Below are 18,670 nucleotides of genomic sequence, written 5' to 3' on the forward strand. Positions count from 1 at the left end.
GGGCGAAATTAAAACCGCCGGTTCTACCGGCGGATACTTACTTAATTATTCTTCCTCTTGACTAGCTTTTTCTTCCCACAATTCGATAATCTTTCCTGCCTCTGTTTCATCGATAACAAAGGAGCCATTCGAATAGCGATCATTAAAGCGGAGCTCTGCAATTTTCACAGATTCTATCTCCCCTTTTTCTGTTTGTATGTAAACTGTATCTTGTGCTTTGACAACAGCCATACCAACAATTCGATGTGGGTTTGCTTTTAATTCACGAAGCATAATTAACCCACGTTTTGCTCTTCCAGAGAATTCAAATTCAGAAAGCTTCATTTTCTTGATAGAACCACGCTGTGTAATAATCACGATACTTTCTGCTTGCGGATTTGTAATTACTTTTCCAGCTACCACATAATCGTTGTCTTTTAGATTAATACCTTTGACACCTGCTGCTCTTGCTCCAACTATATTGATTTCTTCTTCATGGAATCGTAAAGAATAACCTATATGTGTGGCAATTAACACTTCTTGTTTGCCATTAGTAAGGTGAACATCAACTACTTTATCATCACCTTTAAGATTAATGGCTACTAGCGGTTTTGAATAGCGTTGTGCTCTATAATTAATCAATTCTGATTTCTTAGCCATTCCATTTTTCGTAAAGAAAAGCAGATATTGAGATTGTTCAAAATCCTTAATTGGCATAGCATTTATAATTGATTCGTCTCGGTCAATTGGAATAATATTAGAAATATGCTGTCCTAGATCCTTCCAGCGTATATCCGGTAATTCATGAACAGGTAAATATAAATAGTTTCCTTTATCTGTGAATAATAATACTACTTCTGTTGTGTTCACATCAATTTTAGAAAGAATTCTATCCGTATCCTTCATTCCGAAATCCTGGCCATTGCTTGCTGCGTAAGAACGTTGACTTGTTCGTTTAATATACCCATCCTTTGTGACAGTTACAATCACATCTTCACTCGCCACTAATACTTCAAGATTAATTTTGATTTCCTCAATTTCATCTTGAATCAATGTGCGTCTTTCACTAATAAAGCGTTTTTTTACTTCTTTTAGTTCCTTTTTAATAACAGAAAGCAATTTCTTTTCACTTGCTAGAATTGCGGTCCACTCTTCAATTTTTTCTGCTAATTCTGCAGCCTCTGCTTCTAATGCAGTTATATCTGTATTCGTTAAACGATATAGCTGTAATGAAACGATTGCTTCTGCTTGTGGCTCCGTAAATTGATAAGCAGCGATTAAGTTATTTTTCGCATCTCGTTTATCTTTAGATGCACGAATCGTTGCGATTACTTCATCCAATATCGATAGCGCCTTAATTAAACCATCAACAATATGTTGACGATCCTTGGCTTTTTTTAAGTCAAATTCTGTACGTCGTTTAATTGTTTCCTTTTGATGTTCAATATAGGCATCTAATAAAGCAATGATGCCCATTAGTTTCGGACGTTTGTTATGAATGGCAACCATATTAAAGCTATAAGTGATCTGCAAATCGGTGTTTTTAAATAAGAAATTTAAAATCCCGTTTGCATCGACTTCTTTCTTCAGCTCAATGACAATACGCAAGCCTGTTCGATCGGTTTCATCTCTAACCTCTGCAATTCCTTCTACTTTTCGATCTAATCGCAATTCATCAATTTTTTTAACGAGATTGCTCTTATTTAACTCATAAGGAACCTCCGTAATAACGATTTGCTGTTTGCCGCCTCGTAATGTTTCAATTTCCGTTTTCCCGCGGACAATAATTTTCCCTTTTCCAGTTTCATAGGCTTTTTTAATGCCTTCTACTCCTTGGATAATACCGCCTGTTGGAAAATCCGGTCCTTTAATGTGCTTCATGATGTCTTCAACCGTACAATTTGGCGAATCCATTCGCTCAATCACACCATCAATTACTTCCCCTAAGTGATGGGGTGGTATATCTGTTGCATATCCAGCCGAGATACCTGTTGAACCATTCACTAATAGGTTTGGGAATTTTGCAGGCAGAACGGTCGGTTCGTTGGATGTATCATCAAAGTTTGGGATGAAATCAACGGTTCTTTTTTCAATATCACGCAGTAATTCAGCTGAAATAGCAGATAGCCTTGCCTCTGTATAACGCATTGCTGCTGGCGGATCACCGTCAATGCTTCCGTTATTTCCATGCATTTCAATTAAGACATTTCGAACCTTCCATTCTTGACTCATCCGCACCATGGCGTCATAGACAGAAGAATCTCCATGTGGATGATAGTTACCAATTACGTTACCGACTGTTTTGGCTGATTTCCGAAAATGTTTATCATGTGTATTACCTTCTACATGCATGGCATAAAGGATACGGCGCTGTACAGGCTTCAACCCATCCCTCGCATCAGGAAGTGCCCTCTCTTGAATGATGTATTTACTATACCGTCCAAAACGGTCACCGATAACATCTTCTAAGGGTAGATCACGATATTGTTCTAATGAACTCATGATGGACTTCCCTCCTCTGCAACCGTAATATTTTCATTTTCTAAAATGTTCCCTTCATCTTCTAATCCGAAGGCAACATTTGATTCAATCCATTTTCTACGTGGCTCTACTTTATCTCCCATTAATGTTGTTACACGACGCTCAGCCCGTGCAAGATCATCAATTTTCACCCGGATTAACGTTCTTGTTTCTGGATTCATTGTTGTTTCCCACAGTTGATCTGCATTCATCTCGCCTAGACCTTTATAACGTTGCAGGATATATCCTTTACCAATCTTCTTAATCGCATCTTGCAGGTCATCATCACTCCATGAATATTCGATGACTTCTTTTTTTCCAGAACCTTTGCTTACCTTGTATAAAGGTGGTAAAGCGATATATACTTTCCCAGCTTCAACTAGTGGTTTCATATAGCGATAGAAAAACGTTAACAGAAGTACTTGAATATGAGCTCCATCGGTATCTGCATCCGTCATGATAATGACTTTATCATAGTTAGCATCCTCTACCTTAAAGTCCGCTCCAACCCCTGCACCGATAGCATGGATGATTGTATTAATCTCTTCATTTTTAAAAATATCTGCTAGCTTTGCTTTTTCTGTATTGATAACTTTCCCACGAAGAGGCAGTACCGCTTGGAAACGACGGTCTCTTCCTTGCTTCGCAGATCCACCAGCTGAATCCCCTTCCACTAAATAAAGTTCATTTTTCTGTGGATTTTTTGATTGCGCAGGTGTGAGCTTACCAGAAAGAACCGCTTCGCCACGCTTACGCTTTTTGCCGCTTCTTGCTTCTTCTCGCGCTTTTCGAGCTGCTTCTCTTGCTTGTGCTGCTTTAATAGACTTTTTAATCAAAAGAGAACTTACTTCAGGATTTTCTTCAAAGAAATAGGCTAGGTGTTCAGATACGACCGCATCTACAGCTGATCTTGCTTCACTTGTGCCTAATTTACCCTTTGTTTGTCCCTCGAATTGTAGTAAATCTTCTGGTACACGAACAGACACAATCGCAGACAGCCCTTCCCGAATATCAGAACCATCTAAGTTTTTGTCTTTTTCTTTTAGGAGGCTGACTTTTCGAGCATATTCATTAAACATACGTGTCATCGCTGTTTTCGCGCCAGCTTCATGGGTACCGCCGTCTTTTGTACGAACATTATTCACAAATGACAGAACATTTTCGGAATAACCATCGTTGAATTGAAAGGCATATTCTACTTCAATTCCATTGCTCTCTCCCTCTAGGCTAACAACTGGATGAAGAGAATCTTTCTCTTCATTTAAATATTCTACAAATGCTTCAATCCCATTTTCATAATGGAAAACACTTTGCTTATTGTTTCTTTCATCAATAATTTCAATTCGCAGTCCTTTTAACAAAAAGGCAGATTCTCTTAATCGCTCACAAAGTGTTTCATAATTGTACGTTGTTGTGGAAAAAATCGCTGGATCTGGCTTAAAGTGAATCGTTGTTCCAGTTTGGTTTGTTTTCCCGATTTTTTCAAGTGTCGAAACAGGTTTACCACCATTTTCAAAACGCTGTTCATAAACAAAACCATCACGCTTAATATTTACAACAACCCATTCTGATAACGCGTTAACTACAGATGCGCCTACACCATGCAGGCCACCACTTGTTTTATAACCACCTTGTCCAAATTTTCCTCCAGCATGAAGAATGGTAAAGATAACTTCAGGTGTTGGCTTTCCAATCTTATGCATTCCAGTTGGCATTCCACGTCCTTTATCCTTCACACTTATGGAATTGTCACGATGGATTTTTACAATAATCGTATCTCCAAATCCAGCCAGTGCTTCATCGACTGCGTTATCTACAATTTCATATACAAGATGATGCAAACCTCTAGAATCTGTACTCCCTATATACATCCCAGGACGCTTCCTTACAGCTTCTAATCCTTCTAACACTTGAATGGCATCATCATTATATTCGAATGCTTGCTGATTCTTTGCCACTGACATACCCCTTTCACTTCTACAAATCCGACATATTATCTTTCTATGTATCATGTCGAACAATTGTTTATGTATTCGTCTAAAAAATGAATTATCCTCTTAAATATTAAAATTTAATGGAATAACTACTTTTCTTTATTAGACGACCTTAAAAGAAGGCTTCTCTTTCCACCTTCTTTTTCGCTTTCAAATTTATTGAATTTTTAATAAACAGTTGTTGATACCAATTCCAAAACAGAACAATTGTTCTTACATCGTATTGTAGCACATAATCTCATTTTTCACGTTCATTTTTTTCATTTTATCTTTCGATTTTTTCCCGGCAAAACCAATATTATACCAATCATCAAAAAAGCAAAAGTATTTTTTTAAAAGGTTTCCCTCTATTTATCTATATTATGTTAACACAGATTCTTAGGAAAAACGAATAAGTTTATTAAATCAGTTTCCATTTTTAGCATATGATAACGTTTTATTTAATCAAATTACAGGAATGTTTTATGTATTCTTTGCATGTTGGAACAAAAAAAACAGAATGATTTTTTATAACCATTCTGCTTTTCACCCATATCTATTTTAATATAATATCCTATTTCGTCATTGCATGTTCCACTTTAATACAGCGATCCATGATCACTGTATAGCCTTTTTCTTTTAATTGATTAAATGTTTCTTCATGTACGAGACCTAATTGTGCCCAAAAAACATCTGCGTCAATTTTTTCAAACTCTTCTGCAACCTCTGGCAAATATTCAGATCTTCTAAATACATTGACAATATCAACATGTCCTTCAATGTCTGTTAATTTTTTTACAGCTTTAACGCCGAGCACTTCATCTACTGTAGGATTAACAGGGATGATTTCATAACCTGCATTCTTCATTGCTTCAGATACCATATAAGAGGTTCGTGAAGGATTATCACTTAAACCGACTACCGCAATTCTCTTTGCCTTTTTTAGAATAGCACCAATTTCTTCTCGACTCGGATTATTAATTGCCATTATATTCGCTCCTTTTCCAATCATTTTTTATACGTTTCCCCAAAAGCAGGAAGAAAAAACAATAGAATGCCATTAAAGCTTTCTTCCTTATACAATAGCAAATATTGCTATTTTCTGAAAGATTGATCCATGAATTAAATATTGGATTATCATCACCAACATGCAACTTTGGTAGCTCTTGTTGAACTGTCTAACTGTTTCTTTACTCCTTCTTTAAATAGATTAGAAGTTCCTAAAAGAATAATCATTTCACTATCATCCAACTTTTAACAATCAATTATTCTCCTGTTCAAGTCGCAGAAGAGTCTACTTCTTCAACAGAAAATATTGCAAAGCTTATCCAAATCATTCAAAATGACACGGAAACGACCATCGATACGATGAAGAAAACTTCTGAAGAAGTTCAATTCCTCTTTAGCGCTTGCTCAATTAGCAGATGAACTACAAAATATAGTGAAGTTATTTAAAATATAAAAAGACATGAAAAAAACCACTTTCCAATTTAAGAAAAAGGTTTTTTTCTGTTATTGCTCCTACTTCTCTAACGTTAATGCTGTCCAAGCTGTTTCATTGGCAAAAGTCCGCGACCAGCTTCCAAGACCAGCTAAATTATACTTTTCTACTAATTCAGCTCTTTTCGCCAAGGATAATTCATCCTCTAGCCAAATTTTGTACGTTGATTTTGTTTCTTTATCAACATATTCCCCGTAGTTTTGACCACTAACTTCGTCATATGTTGGAGTAACATTATGCTCTTTTAACCATTCCTCCACACTTGCCATGGAAAGGGATTTAGAAGAAACTTCTCCATTTTCTTTCTCCTCCCACAATCGTGCATATAACGGTACTCCTAAAACGAGCTTATCACTTGGTACAACATCAAGTAAGGTTTCTAAATTTGCTTCCACCCAAGGGAAACTCGCAACACTTCCAGAAATCGGACTTGTTGCCCAATGTTCATCATATGCCATCACAATAAGATAATCGACTATTTCTGCCAAATGGTCTCTTTGCAGGAATGCAGAATAATTTCCGTCTGCAATAAAGGTAATATCCATCGAAACCGTAATGCCTGCCTCATGTAAATAGGGCGTTGCTTCTCGAACAAACTGTGTTACATATTTCCCATCTTCTTCGCGAACATTCTCAATATCGATATTAAGACCATCTAATTTATACATTTCACTGTAGACCAAAAGCTGCCTAATAACGGTCTGTCTTTTTTGATAATCCTTTAAAACTTCATGTGTTTTATCCGGATCAAAATCATTGGAGAATAACCCCCATACTTGATAACCCTGTTTATGTGCCCAATCTACATAGGCTGTTGACCCTAAATTTGATACATTCCCATCATTTCCAGAAAGCTTAAACCATGTTGGAGACACAACATTTACTCCGCTCATTTTTGGAATGCTTGAAGTGTCTGGATTTCTTGAATATACTGCTTCCCAGGTCAATTGAATTGGTCCATCGATTTTGTTCAGCTTTGGTTCCAGCTGTTCTAATTCGACCTGAACTACTTCTGATTTTCCTTTTTTCACGTATTTCTTTTTTACGAAACCTGCGATTCCATTCTCTTTTCTGACAAAATAGAAATCTTCTACTTCATTTTCAATCGTTACCTGTTCACCAGGAACTAACTCATCCGTATAAGGAGCAGATAATGTTGCACCAGAACGCAATTTGGTGAAATCCTGCCTGACTTTTTTAGAAGTAAATGTTCCATCCGCTCTTTCTTGTCCATTCTCTTCCAAGAGTACTACTTGTTCTTTTTCTAAAATCGTATATTTAATCGGATAAAACGTAGCTAATGGATCTAATGCCACATAAATTGTCCCGTCCTCATCTTTTAAAGGCTGAAAGGAAAGCTCTGTATTCTTATCATTAACATAATAAGAAACAGAATCAGTTGGAAACTGAATAACTTTATCTTTTGTCGTCACAATAACAGAATTACTATTTTCATCATATGTGATACTTCCATCTATTTTTTCCTGCCAAATACTTAATGGTAAATATACTGTATCTTTATCAAAAATAGCATTCCCAATTTGTTCACCATTCAATAAAACTGGATTTTCTCCTTGAAAGTAATCCACTTTCTCCTTATTACCAAACGGATAGAGAAAAAGCAAAATAATGGATATAACTACTACTAAAACCGCTATAATAAGACCAACAATTACTTTTTTATTTGTTGGTTTTTTCTGAAACGAATAATTTATTTCTGTCATTTGTTCCTCCTTGGAGTTGTTCATGGAAAGTCGAGTTACTAGAATAATAGACGTATTGGGAATATCCCTAGTTTCATATTAACATATAATTCGACAAAAAAAGAACCATCCAACAGATGGCTCTCCTTTCCTACTAATCAAATTATATGTATTATACAAAATCATCTATTCCATTCAGCAAACGTTTTTCTAAATCCATAAAAAGGGCGAAAACCTTTGTTTTCATAATAGGTTTGAGAAGTACTAGAAGCAAGCATTTCTACTCTAGTAGTTGGATATAAGCTATGTACATAGTATAGGAGTTCCTGCCCCACGCCTAATCCCCTATAAGCTTGGTCAATGAGTAATTCGCAAATGAATAGAGTTATCGATTGATCGGTGATTCCTCTAATATAGCCTATTATTTTATCATCAACAGTTGCAACATAAGCAATATTCGAATGATTCCAAGCAGCTTTTGCATCATCCTTTTTCTTCACTAGATTGCTCCATGCTTCTTGTTCATTTAAGGTGTGAATCGACGAAAAGTCAGCTTCTTTATAGGAACTAATTTGAATTTCTATCCCATTTTTTAACGTAATCATCATATTGTTTTAACCTTCTTTCCGGTAGAGTCTTACTGGTTTAAGAGTGTGAAAAGCATTTTACTATCATTATTATCGATGCATTTCTTTCATCAACAGATTCTTTTTTGTAATATTATACCACAAAAAAGGCGCTCCCTCAGGAGTGCCTTTTGATACTTAATACGGACCTTATTTTTTCGCTATCCCATTTGATGGTCTATCAAGCACAATCCGTGGTGCTGAAATTAATAAAAGAACGAGGATTATAGAACATAGTATTGTTGCTCCTAAGTATGAACCACCGTTTACAATCAAGGAATTGATAAATGGTGACATTCCTTCTGGTGCATAGCTCGCCCAAATAGTCACACCTGCAATGAAATGCCAAATATAGCGAGTAAATCCACCAACAACCACTGCCAAAATAATTAAGCCAGTCGCTAACCCTTTTTGTTCCGTTTTTAAAGCATTTTGAATAGATGAAGCAAATAATCCAGCAAATCCAATACATGCAAAAGCAAATAAATATTCTAAAATTACTTGCCAAAAACTTAATGCCTGCAGATCACCGACAACTATTTGTAAAACGCCCCATAAGAAACCTGCAATAGTGCTAGCTTTAAAGCCCCAGCGAAAAGCTACGATAAAAATAGGTACCATTGCAAAAGAAATGGATGTGTTAAAAACGGGAATGGATGGCAATAAATCTAGAATAAGTGCAATGGCAGCCATGATTGCCACTTCTATCATGACAACTAATCTCATATTTTTCATAAAAAAAACTCCTTTTATTGCAGACCAAAAGGAGAACTAACGCGCGAAATGAATTATATAGCATACTATATGAACTCTTCCCACATTCCTACGTTAGAATTAACTAACAGGTTCGAAGGGTCAGATCTATTGATCACTCTCAGCATTACGCTCCCCTTGTGGTTTGCTTATTATCAAATTATAGTTATTATAGCATAAATTTTCATTTAAATAGGCCTTTTCCTTAAATAAAGAATATTCAAACTTTAAAGTATAAAACAAAAATAATAGTAGAATTTTATTAAATTATTTCTGTTATGTTCACTTGCTTTTTAGAATTAGTTTCTTTTTTAACAACATAACCCATTAATAACAACCCTACTATCCCAAATGAGAATAATCCTAAAGACATTGTTAAGGCGGATAGCTTACTGCTTATCGTAATGGCTAGTCCAGCTAAAATCATTTGTCCTTGACCAATTAATCCATTTAAAGCTAAATAAGAACTTCGGTAATTTTCATTCACTAAATCTGCAAGGATGCTTTGATTAATCGGAACATACATTAATTCACCTATTGAAATAAACAGCATGATAATAATAAGCCATACTGGTGAAGAAATATAGGTTAGAATACAATAACTAACAACAAATAAACACATGCCAATAAAATATTGCTTATAGTCAGATAGTTTTTTCATCATCCAAGTAACCATACCCACACAAAAAACTACAAATATGGTATTTTCCGCATGAAGAATCCCCACCATATTTATGCCATTAACAGGAAGAATACCGAAGAGAATAGTATCTTCCATCGTATCTCTTAAATGAATGGCGATATAATTCGTTAAATGATTCTCAAGAGAAAAGATAAGTAAACAGGAAAGTAAATAAAGCATAAAAGTTTGGTCCTTCCAAACATATTGATAATTAGACCAAATAGTAGATTTGGATGTATGAGCATTCCTTATATCATGCCTTTTCATTAGCGATTCTTTAATAAATAGATAAGTAATGAAGCTAGATATAATTGAAACAAGGCCGACTGAAAAGAAGAAATAGAAATGATAGTCCATAAAGAAAAAAGCCCCTGTAATGGTTCCAAGTGCTGTTGCTAAATTAGCTAGCCAGTACATCGCTGTAAAAACAAATTTCCGTTGCTCTGCTAATACTAAATCATGAATCATTGCAGTAGAAGCGGGGAAAAACATGCCATTAAAAAATAAATTAATCATAAATAAACCAGCACTAATATATGGAAGATTAATCCATGGTGAATTAAAGGCTGCAATGACAAGATAGGTTATACCTACCCCTAGTTCTGCAATTATCATCATTTTTCTTCTGCCGATTCTGTCTGATAAGTAGCCACCAATTAATGCGCCAATTATACCAGATAAGATGACTATGATAACAATTACTCCGGTTATCGTAGTTCCAATTAATGAACTAAAATAAACAGAAATATAAGGGATTATTGCACTAGATGTTAAAGAAGTAACAAATTGTAAATACATGCGAATACGAAGAGAAATATGCAATTGACTAAATGTTTTCATCATCACATTTCCCTTCCATTCCAAATAAGCGATAGGCTTGATTTGTAAATGCACGCGTAAACATAGGGTAGGCTTGATCTGAATAGGTTAACCTTGCCCCCATTAAGAATGCTAGGTATCCATAACCAACCTCTTCAGGATTACTTTTTGGTAAAAAGCCCTTTTCCATTCCTGTATGAACTATTTCTTGAATATAACCTAAAAAAAGTACGACAAATTCGTCTAGTGCATTAATTTCAGAGAACCTATCTGGCTGTCCAATCACATATTGGACAATGCGGAGTTCTTTTTCTGACTCCATAAATAAATCAAGATGTTTTCGAATAATATCTTTTAATTTTTCTTCGGTTAAATCGGCAAGGTCTTTCTTGGTTTCATTTATAACCTCTTTAAATAATTGCAGAGGTCTATTAACGCATTCTGTAAACAAAGCATCCTTGTTTTCATAATAAGTAAATACGGTTCCAAAACTAACACCAGCTTCTGCAGCAATATCCTTAATAGTTGTTTTACTAAAACCATTATGTGAAAACAATTTTAACGCTGCCTTAAAAATATCATCTTTCTTTTGTTCAGATCGTGGTTTGGCCATATAAATCTCCATTCTTTTTAATTGATTGATTAATCAATCATATTATATAAAAGAAAATATTGGTAGTCAATATTTTATTAAATTTTCAATCTATTTACTCCCCCTCTAAACAGAGACAAAATGAAATAGAGAAGCTGTAAAAGACGAAGAATCTTTAATGTTGCTCTTAAATAAAGCTTCATTCATCTCATCTACTGCTGAGAATTTCTTTTTTTAAATATAGTCAAGTATAATAACCTAATTCGTTTTATTACGCTACAAACACTCGATACACAGGGGAGCAACTCAAGCCTCCTTAGCCACACAGATAGTGAAGAATATTCCGGCTAAGGGGAAAAATGATACAGCATTTTTAAAAACTAATAAAAAACCAAACAATCACTTTCGTGTGATTTTTTGGTTTTAACATGGGGTGAAATACTTTTATCCAATCTTCTTTTTTTAAGGCTTTCGTTGATGCAACTTATATCACGAACAAGTCCTTCAAGTCGATTTCGCCTTTTCTTAATGCTGGATACTCACCATTTGACGGTGTAGTAATATAATCTTTTTTCCATTCTTCATGATGATTTATTATCTTTTTAATAGCTCCAACAATAAAATAGATATCCTCATTGCTCATTGTTGGATGAAGGGAAATTCGCACCCAGCCTGGCTTATGCGAAAAATTTCCCTCTTGTATTTCTTTACTTATTTCTTTGGAATGTTCTTTTGTAATAGATAGTAAATAATGCCCATATGGCCCTGCACATGAACAACCACCTCTTACTTGAATACCAAAACGATCATTCAGTAACTGTGCGACTAAATCATAGTGAATATCTTCGCAAATAATGGAGATAATCCCTAATCTATCTTCGTTTTCTGCTTCAAGAATTCGTAGTTTTTTTATTTTTTTAAGTTCAGTCATTGCTAGCTGTACTAATTCTTTCTCCCTTTTCTCTATTCTTTCTATTCCCATCGCTTCTTTTAATTGAATACATAATGCTGTTTTAATAGCTTGTAGAAATCCTGGTGTTCCACCATCTTCTCTCTCTTCGTCCTCTTTTTTATAAAGAATATCTCCCCATTCATTTGTAAAATCTACTGTTCCTCCGCCTGGATGATCTGGTATATTCGAATAAATGAGATTCCTTGACATGACAAGCACGCCACTCGTTCCAGGACCTCCCAGGAATTTATGAGGGGAGAAATAAACAGCATCTAATCGTTCCTCTTTATTATCAGGATGCATATTCATTGCTACATACGGAGCTGAAGCAGCAAAATCGACAAAGCAATAACCTTTATGCTGATGCATAATTTTCGCAAGCTCATGGTAATTCGTTTTCCTTCCAGTAACATTGGAACACGCTGTAAATGCCCCTATTTTTAATGGTATGTCCTTATATTGCTCTAGCAAGGATTCTAAATGCTCTCTATTTACATCTCCATTTGCATTCGGCTTTATCATGATGACTTCTGCATTTGTCTCAAGCCAGGATAAATAATTAGAATGATGTTCCATATGTGTGACAAAAACTACAGCTATTTTTTCGTTAGTAAAACAAGTATTCTTTAAACCCATTATTCTTTGCAGTTTGTTGACCACTCCTGTCATACCAAAGCCATCAAATAATATAATATCATTCTCATCTGCATGAACATGCTTTTTGATGATTCGTTTTGCATCCGTATATGCTTTTGTCATATAAGTTCCCGTTATATTTGATTCAGTATGTGTATTGGCAACATACGGGCCAAGGTTTTTTGTAATCTTATCCTCAATAGTCTTATATAATCTGCCACTTGCTGTCCAATCCGCATAGAGCAGCTTTTGATTTCCATAAGGTGTAGAAAAGGTTAAATTATTTCCAATGATATTATGCTTAATTTTTGAAAAATAGTGCTCCAATTTAGTATGATATTGGTATACAGACTCACCAACTTTAATTCTGATCAATTTAAAAATCCCCTTTCTCTCTCCTTCTTTAACCTATGTCAAAATGAGAAGAGGGGTTATTGCATTTCGAATTGTTTGAAAAAAATTCATAAGAAGGATGGAACATAACAAATGATTACCTTGCCTGATTATGCACTTGATTATATGGAGAACTTAAACCAGTCTGGACGGAGCAAACTTACATTAAAACAGTATGAATCTGACTTAAAGAAATTCTTTAGCTGGCTCGATATATACAAAGAAAACACTAAATTCGAAACAATTAAAGCTTTGCGTGCCGATGATATTCGCGCTTACTTTCATTATTTAAAGGATAAGCAATTATCACAAGCTACTATTCGCCGCCTTGCATCTGTACTAAGCCGATTAATGATTTACCATCAATGTGTTTGCGCACATGAAATTCATAAACTAGCAGAAGCGTCTCCACTACGTCCTCTAACCACAAAAGACTTTATTACAAGCGAAGAATATAATAAATTATTGCAGCATCTGTTAATAAAGGATATAGAAAGCACCAAAAAATCAGCTAGAAATTATCTGCTATCAAGAAATTGGACAATCGTGGCTATATTAAAAAACTTTGGACTAACACCTATCGATATATATCGTATCAAGATGAAAGATTTAAACTTAGCACAAGGAGAGCTTACCCTCAATAGAGAGGATGCTCCGTTAACTCTTCCACTTTCTCATGATATAATGACTAAATTACGAGATTACTATTTTTCTATACCGGAAGCGTTTCGCCCAAAATATTATTCCAATGATCCTGTATTTATAGCTTTCAACAATATCTCATATTCCTTCCAATATGATTATGATCGGCAAAAACCAAAAGCACTATCTGTCCGTGCAATTCAAGAAATGATTAAAGATGAAGTAAGAAGAGCAGGCTTACGTAAAATTTCTGCTGTCAATCTTCGAAATGCAGCTATATTAGAGGCATTAGCAACAGGAGCAAGTGATGAGAAGGTAATGCGCCAATTTCATTTAACAAGTGAAGCGGCACTAAGAAGGTATAAACAATATTTACTGAGTAAAATAAATGATTGAATGAATAAAAAAGATGGACCTCAAATTTAAGTGAAGATCCATCTTTTTTATTATTACTGCTGTGTTGCATCATTTTCTTCCCAATATACTTTGCTGAATATGTCAGCAAATGCTTCCATGCTTCGATTCAATTCTGCTTGTGTATTGTCTACTCCACCTACTTCTAAAAGAATAGCACGATCAGAGAAGTTTTGATTATATACCCCATTTCCTTCTTCTTTTCCTTTTAAGAATACACCTCTTGAAATTCCAGGATATTTTTTATCCAATTCAGCATGAAGCTTTTTCGCAAATTCCTGGTTTTTTTCATATCCTTTATTTGCATCGCCAATAATGAATAATAGTTTTGCATAGCTTTTTCCTTCAATTGTTGCTGTTGTCGTTTTTTTCCTAGCTGAATCTCGATGTATATCAATTAAATAGTTTAAATGTTTATTTTCGCTAACTGCTGTCTCAACCACTTCCTTTGATACGCTATAAGATGAAAAATAGTTCCATCCTCTATCAAGAAGTTTTTGGTTAATATTCGTTTTATCTAGTTGAACTCCAATTCCCTCATCTTGTAATAGATTACTTAGTTTATTACTTAATCCAACAACATTTGCTCGTTCATCGGAGCTTACTGCTTCATTTTCATTTGCATTCTTCAATAGTGGCAAATATGCTTCTAGATTATGCGTATTATAAACTAAAACTGTTTTATTTTTAGGCTCTGTTACTGGTGCTTTATTCTCTGAAGGCTTTTCTTCCTTCTCCACTTTTTCCTCATCTACTTCTTTAGGGTTTTTCATAAGCTCTTCAGAAGGAGTAGACTCAAATGGAAGATTAGCAAGGCTTGTCCCTTCCTCTGCAACAACAATTTCGGTATGAAAAAAAGTTAAGGCAGGAAGTTCTCTTCCTAAAAGTGTTCGCGTGTCATCTAAACGAATATTGGTGGCAATTTGGAACAGAATATTGCCTAATGAAAGTCCCTTTCCATCTGATTTTGGAAAAAGATGATTTTCACTATGAAATATTTCCGTATAAATTTCCGTAGTATTGACAGACTTTAAAATACTGGCAACATTATCTGAAGTCAATTTGAAAGAAAAAATAGAAGTTGTAATTCCAGCAATAAGGATAAACATTAGGATGATTCCTAATATTGTTGTATTCAAATATTGGATTAATGTACGCGTTTTGGAGGTTTGCATAATAGGTACATCCCCTTTCTCATACAGATATATGCCTTCTTACTAGAAAATAGTCTTGTAATCTATGAAATATTTGATAGGGAATGGTCATTATTTTAAGGAAGGATTGGAATTTTTATAAATAAGTTGGATGCGTAAAATTATTTTATACAATAAATAAAGTCACGGCCCAAATACATATGCTCTAGGACCGTGACTTCATTTTTCTATTTTATTGAAATGAAAAAAGAAACTCCGCTTCGCAGATTAATTCTCCAGCTACCGTAGCTTTGCCCTTTGCTTTCGCAAAGCTATTTTTCACCTTTTCCACGATAACTTCCATACAAAGCTCATCACCAGGAAAAACAGGCTTTCGAATTCTTGAATGATTAATGCCTGCTAACAAGGCAAATTTATTACTATGCTTTTCTTCACTATGAATGGCTACTGCTGAAACTTGAGCAATAGCTTCAATAATTAGGACTCCTGGCATGATTGGATTATTTGGGTTTTGTCCATTTGCAAATGTATCTTCCTTATTAATTTGCTTTACACCTACAGCCAATTTTCCTTCTTGCAATTCTAATATTTCATCCACTAGAGGCAGAGGATACCGATTTAATATATCCTTCACTTTCTGTAGATTCATCATTTCTTACCACCTAGTTTATTTAATTCATTTTGTAGCTCAGCCATGACATTACTTAATTCCGTTGTTATGTCTGATGGATCTTTCTTCGTTCCGTCCTCATTTTTTAACGAAATAGGATCGCCAAATATGACATGAATTTTTTTACCGCTTAACAGTCCTTTTAAATCCGTTGGTCCACTATATGCAGCTGGTACAAGTGGAACTCTTGCCAAATTAGCAATAGTAGCCGCGCCTTTTTTCAAAGGCACATCCTCTGACGATCTTGTGCCGCTTGGAAATATTCCGACTATCTTTTTTTCCTTTAATAGTTTAACTGGTGTTTTAATACTACTTGGACCAGGGTTTTCTCTATCGACTGGAAAAGCATTAATGCTATGGAGGAATTTAGCTGCTTGCGGTTTAGCAAATAGCTCTTTCTTCGCCATAAAATGAATCTCATTTGGCAGTAAAGATGTTCCAAGAGCAACAACGTCAATCCATCCAATATGAGAACAGGAAACGACATAACCTGTGTCTTTCGGTAATTTATCCTTATTAATTACCTTCGTTCGTCCAAAGATTTTTAACACTACATTTGCAAATCTACTCGTAAATGCATACATTTTTTCTTTCTCCTTTTTGTGCAAAATAACTTAATTTATCCCGTCGGTTCTACTAACTAACAGTGCGAATGAAAGGACCCCTCATTGCTAGAAGTTGCACTTTATGTAAAGTTTCCCTATATGTAAAGAATTTAAAAAAGAGATGATACTCATTCCTCAAAAAACAGCCACTGATAAATTTAATTATTTTCACCATCTACTATTAGTAGTAGCTACTATATTTTTTCACTACCAACTTATTATATCTCATTATTGCTAAAAAAAATAGTGTCTAAGTACTACAAATAGGCACTATCTATATAGTAATAATCATAAATAGAATTTTATATATCCCATTTAAAGGAAGTCACTCAAAAGGAAAATCAAACAACGCAAATGGATGATACATGTACTACCATTTACGTATTTTGCTTATTTACTTTCTAACCAATGAATTGTTCCATTTATTAATGGATGAAACTGACTAGTTGATGAAAATGTATGTTTTCCATTTTCAATAAGTAATGTTTCAACCGTTCCTTTTTCTCGCTTTAAATACTTATTTTTATACTCATCCATATAATAACAGGGGATATCCTGATCTGCTGAACCATGCGCTAATAGGACATCACCAGAAAAAATATCGGCGACTTCTAACGGACGAAAATCTGCTAATGATTCAAAATAGGTTTGATAAAAGGAATAACCATTAAAATCAACCACTTCATTTTCTGCTAATTCGCTCAACCTTTCCGTACCAAATATTCTTCTTATATCAAAGTCTGGTTTTCCGACAGCTGCCCACTGAATTAAACGGCTAACTCGTGAATCATTAATAGCAGTAAATAAGGCAACAGCTCCACCGAGACTATGACCAAGCAAAATAAGTTCCTTTATCGAAAGCTCTGCATATGCAAATTGAATAATCGCTTCTGTTTGCTCTATTAAATCGGATAATCGATTACGACCATATTCACCACTCGATTCACCACAACCTTTATAATCAAACCGAATCACTAAATACCCTTTTTCTGTAAGCAAATTACTAGTCTTTACAAATAGCCGATCTACACCTATTCTACTGCCAATTAATCCATGACAAATAATCACCGTTTTATAGTCATTATATTTTTCTTTAGGATAATCGATAGAAAGTACGATATTGTCATCCTTCCAATTGATCGTCTTCACCTCAGTCATTTCTAGTTCCTCCTAATTACTATTTATAATTACTTATTATATATTATTCCTACCTGTTTAGTAAGTTTAAAACAAAAATTTTCTGAATTCTTTTTTCATCATCCCAAATATTCGCCTTTTTTCACCATTTATTTTATCAAAATATAATTATGATAAAATAGCTTTAGTGAAAAAAATATCTACTGACCAAAATAGACGGTCATCATAAAAGGAGATTTCTATGTATTATATTGATTATCATCATCATTCCAATCATTCATTTGATTCAAAAGCAATAATGATGGAAATTTGCGAAAATGCAATAAGCAAAGGAATAAATGAAATTTGTTTTACAGAACATTTTTCAGTTAATCCAAATGCTCCAACCTTTGGGCATATGAATTGGACAAACTATCTAGCTGATATAAAAAAATGCCAGGCTGCTTATAAAGATCAACTTACAATAAAGCTAGGGATTGAATTATGCGAACCTCATTTAATGCGAGAGCAATATAAAGACGCATTATCCAGTATTCCGTTTGATTATATTCTCGGTTCTGTTCACAATCTTGATGGACTAACCCTTCGAAAATATATGAATGCACATCCTGAAGAGGATATTTATCTAGCATATTTTAAAGAAATGCTAGAATTAGTTACCTATGCGGATATCGATGTCCTTGCACATTTTGATTTAATGAAGCGCTATGCACATACGACTAGAGGACTTTATGCCTTTTCAGACTATGAAGATATCATTGCTTCCGTTTTAAAAACAGCTATTAAAAGAGGCATTGGGTTAGAAATTAATACTTCAGGCTGGAGAACAAGCTTAAATGAATCTTTGCCATTTATCGAAATATTAAAGCTTTATCGAGAACTAGGTGGAGAAATTTTAACGATTGGATCTGATTCCCAT

15 protein-coding genes and 1 riboswitch are annotated in these 18,670 nt (G+C 34.6%); of the genes, 2 read left to right on the forward strand and 13 right to left on the reverse strand.

Annotated elements, in window-relative coordinates; translation table 11 throughout:
* Positions 1 to 45: 45 nt before the first annotated feature.
* The 9 genes from parC to ADJ83_RS02380 form a co-directional block, all read right to left on the reverse strand.
* A complete protein-coding gene (gene parC, locus ADJ83_RS02340) occupies positions 46 to 2,481 on the reverse strand; it encodes a DNA topoisomerase IV subunit A (protein ID WP_031538640.1) in 2,436 nt (811 codons plus the stop codon).
* Entirely contained in the window at positions 2,478 to 4,457 is a 1,980-nt protein-coding gene (gene parE, locus ADJ83_RS02345) for a DNA topoisomerase IV subunit B (protein WP_031538641.1), read from the reverse strand. Before parE ends, parC begins: the two co-directional genes overlap by 4 nt.
* Before the next feature lie 589 nt (positions 4,458 to 5,046).
* Positions 5,047 to 5,460: a CoA-binding protein gene (locus ADJ83_RS02350; protein WP_031538642.1), complete on the reverse strand. Its 414-nt coding sequence runs from the start codon at positions 5,458 to 5,460 to the stop codon at positions 5,047 to 5,049.
* Positions 5,461 to 5,993: 533 nt separating this feature from the next.
* Complete coding sequence (locus ADJ83_RS02355) at positions 5,994 to 7,697, reverse strand: glycosyl hydrolase family 18 protein (RefSeq protein ID WP_031538643.1); 1,704 nt, start codon at positions 7,695 to 7,697, stop codon at positions 5,994 to 5,996.
* Positions 7,698 to 7,858: 161 nt separating this feature from the next.
* Complete coding sequence (locus ADJ83_RS02360) at positions 7,859 to 8,284, reverse strand: GNAT family N-acetyltransferase (RefSeq protein WP_031538644.1); 426 nt, start codon at positions 8,282 to 8,284, stop codon at positions 7,859 to 7,861.
* A gap of 168 nt (positions 8,285 to 8,452) precedes the next feature.
* Positions 8,453 to 9,037: an energy-coupled thiamine transporter ThiT gene (thiT, locus tag ADJ83_RS02365; RefSeq protein ID WP_031538646.1), complete on the reverse strand. Its 585-nt coding sequence runs from the start codon at positions 9,035 to 9,037 to the stop codon at positions 8,453 to 8,455.
* Positions 9,038 to 9,105: 68 nt separating this feature from the next.
* Positions 9,106 to 9,204: riboswitch (TPP riboswitch) on the reverse strand.
* A gap of 113 nt (positions 9,205 to 9,317) precedes the next feature.
* Entirely contained in the window at positions 9,318 to 10,580 is a 1,263-nt protein-coding gene (locus ADJ83_RS02370) for an MFS transporter (RefSeq protein WP_231512576.1), read from the reverse strand.
* Positions 10,564 to 11,169 carry a TetR/AcrR family transcriptional regulator gene (locus tag ADJ83_RS02375; protein ID WP_031538650.1) on the reverse strand — a complete coding sequence of 202 codons (606 nt, stop codon included), beginning with the start codon at positions 11,167 to 11,169 and terminating at the stop codon, positions 10,564 to 10,566. Before ADJ83_RS02375 ends, ADJ83_RS02370 begins: the two co-directional genes overlap by 17 nt.
* 463 nt (positions 11,170 to 11,632) lie before the next feature.
* Complete coding sequence (locus ADJ83_RS02380) at positions 11,633 to 13,111, reverse strand: aminotransferase class V-fold PLP-dependent enzyme (RefSeq protein WP_031538651.1); 1,479 nt, start codon at positions 13,109 to 13,111, stop codon at positions 11,633 to 11,635.
* A 111-nt stretch (positions 13,112 to 13,222) separates the two neighbouring features.
* On the opposite strand from ADJ83_RS02380, the gene ADJ83_RS02385 reads away from it, so the two are divergent.
* Positions 13,223 to 14,167 (forward strand): tyrosine-type recombinase/integrase, encoded by a 945-nt coding sequence (locus tag ADJ83_RS02385; RefSeq protein ID WP_031538653.1) that lies wholly within the window; start codon positions 13,223 to 13,225, stop codon positions 14,165 to 14,167.
* A gap of 53 nt (positions 14,168 to 14,220) precedes the next feature.
* Here ADJ83_RS02385 and spoIIP read toward each other — a convergent pair whose 3' ends face one another.
* The 4 genes from spoIIP to ADJ83_RS02405 all read right to left on the reverse strand — a co-directional run bounded on the left by spoIIP (position 14,221) and on the right by ADJ83_RS02405 (position 17,772).
* Positions 14,221 to 15,360 (reverse strand): stage II sporulation protein P, encoded by a 1,140-nt coding sequence (gene spoIIP / locus ADJ83_RS02390; RefSeq protein ID WP_031538655.1) that lies wholly within the window; start codon positions 15,358 to 15,360, stop codon positions 14,221 to 14,223.
* A gap of 211 nt (positions 15,361 to 15,571) precedes the next feature.
* Positions 15,572 to 15,991: a 3-hydroxyacyl-ACP dehydratase FabZ gene (fabZ, locus tag ADJ83_RS02395; RefSeq protein ID WP_031538657.1), complete on the reverse strand. Its 420-nt coding sequence runs from the start codon at positions 15,989 to 15,991 to the stop codon at positions 15,572 to 15,574.
* Positions 15,988 to 16,593, reverse strand: coding sequence for a lysophospholipid acyltransferase family protein (locus tag ADJ83_RS02400; protein ID WP_031538658.1), 606 nt, complete (start codon positions 16,591 to 16,593; stop codon positions 15,988 to 15,990). Before ADJ83_RS02400 ends, fabZ begins: the two co-directional genes overlap by 4 nt.
* A 411-nt stretch (positions 16,594 to 17,004) precedes the next feature.
* Entirely contained in the window at positions 17,005 to 17,772 is a 768-nt protein-coding gene (locus ADJ83_RS02405) for an alpha/beta hydrolase family protein (RefSeq protein ID WP_031538659.1), read from the reverse strand.
* A gap of 220 nt (positions 17,773 to 17,992) precedes the next feature.
* Between ADJ83_RS02405 and ADJ83_RS02410 the strand changes: the two genes are divergently transcribed.
* Positions 17,993 to 18,670: histidinol-phosphatase HisJ family protein (locus ADJ83_RS02410; protein WP_048716702.1), on the forward strand; the 678-nt coding region annotated here is incomplete at its 3' end.

It is taken from the genome of Bacillus sp. 522_BSPC (assembly GCF_001076885.1).
GTDB classification, from domain to species: Bacteria; Bacillota; Bacilli; order Bacillales; family Cytobacillaceae; genus Niallia; species Niallia hominis.

Bases quoted from the DNA above. Each gene is read 5' to 3' on its own strand.
- spoIIP (WP_031538655.1), bottom strand. From the start codon at position 15,360: ATGCAAACCTCCAAAACGCGTACATTAATCCAATATTTGAATACAACA.
- ADJ83_RS02375 (WP_031538650.1), bottom strand. From the start codon at position 11,169: ATGGCCAAACCACGATCTGAACAAAAGAAAGATGATATTTTTAAGGCA.
- ADJ83_RS02350 (WP_031538642.1), bottom strand. From the start codon at position 5,460: ATGGCAATTAATAATCCGAGTCGAGAAGAAATTGGTGCTATTCTAAAA.
- ADJ83_RS02370 (WP_231512576.1), bottom strand. From the start codon at position 10,580: ATGATGAAAACATTTAGTCAATTGCATATTTCTCTTCGTATTCGCATG.
- fabZ (WP_031538657.1), bottom strand. From the start codon at position 15,991: ATGATGAATCTACAGAAAGTGAAGGATATATTAAATCGGTATCCTCTG.
- ADJ83_RS02355 (WP_031538643.1), bottom strand. From the start codon at position 7,697: ATGACAGAAATAAATTATTCGTTTCAGAAAAAACCAACAAATAAAAAA.
- ADJ83_RS02360 (WP_031538644.1), bottom strand. From the start codon at position 8,284: ATGATGATTACGTTAAAAAATGGGATAGAAATTCAAATTAGTTCCTAT.
- ADJ83_RS02405 (WP_031538659.1), bottom strand. From the start codon at position 17,772: ATGACTGAGGTGAAGACGATCAATTGGAAGGATGACAATATCGTACTT.
- ADJ83_RS02400 (WP_031538658.1), bottom strand. From the start codon at position 16,593: ATGTATGCATTTACGAGTAGATTTGCAAATGTAGTGTTAAAAATCTTT.
- ADJ83_RS02385 (WP_031538653.1), top strand. From the start codon at position 13,223: ATGATTACCTTGCCTGATTATGCACTTGATTATATGGAGAACTTAAAC.
- parC (WP_031538640.1), bottom strand. From the start codon at position 2,481: ATGAGTTCATTAGAACAATATCGTGATCTACCCTTAGAAGATGTTATC.
- thiT (WP_031538646.1), bottom strand. From the start codon at position 9,037: ATGAAAAATATGAGATTAGTTGTCATGATAGAAGTGGCAATCATGGCT.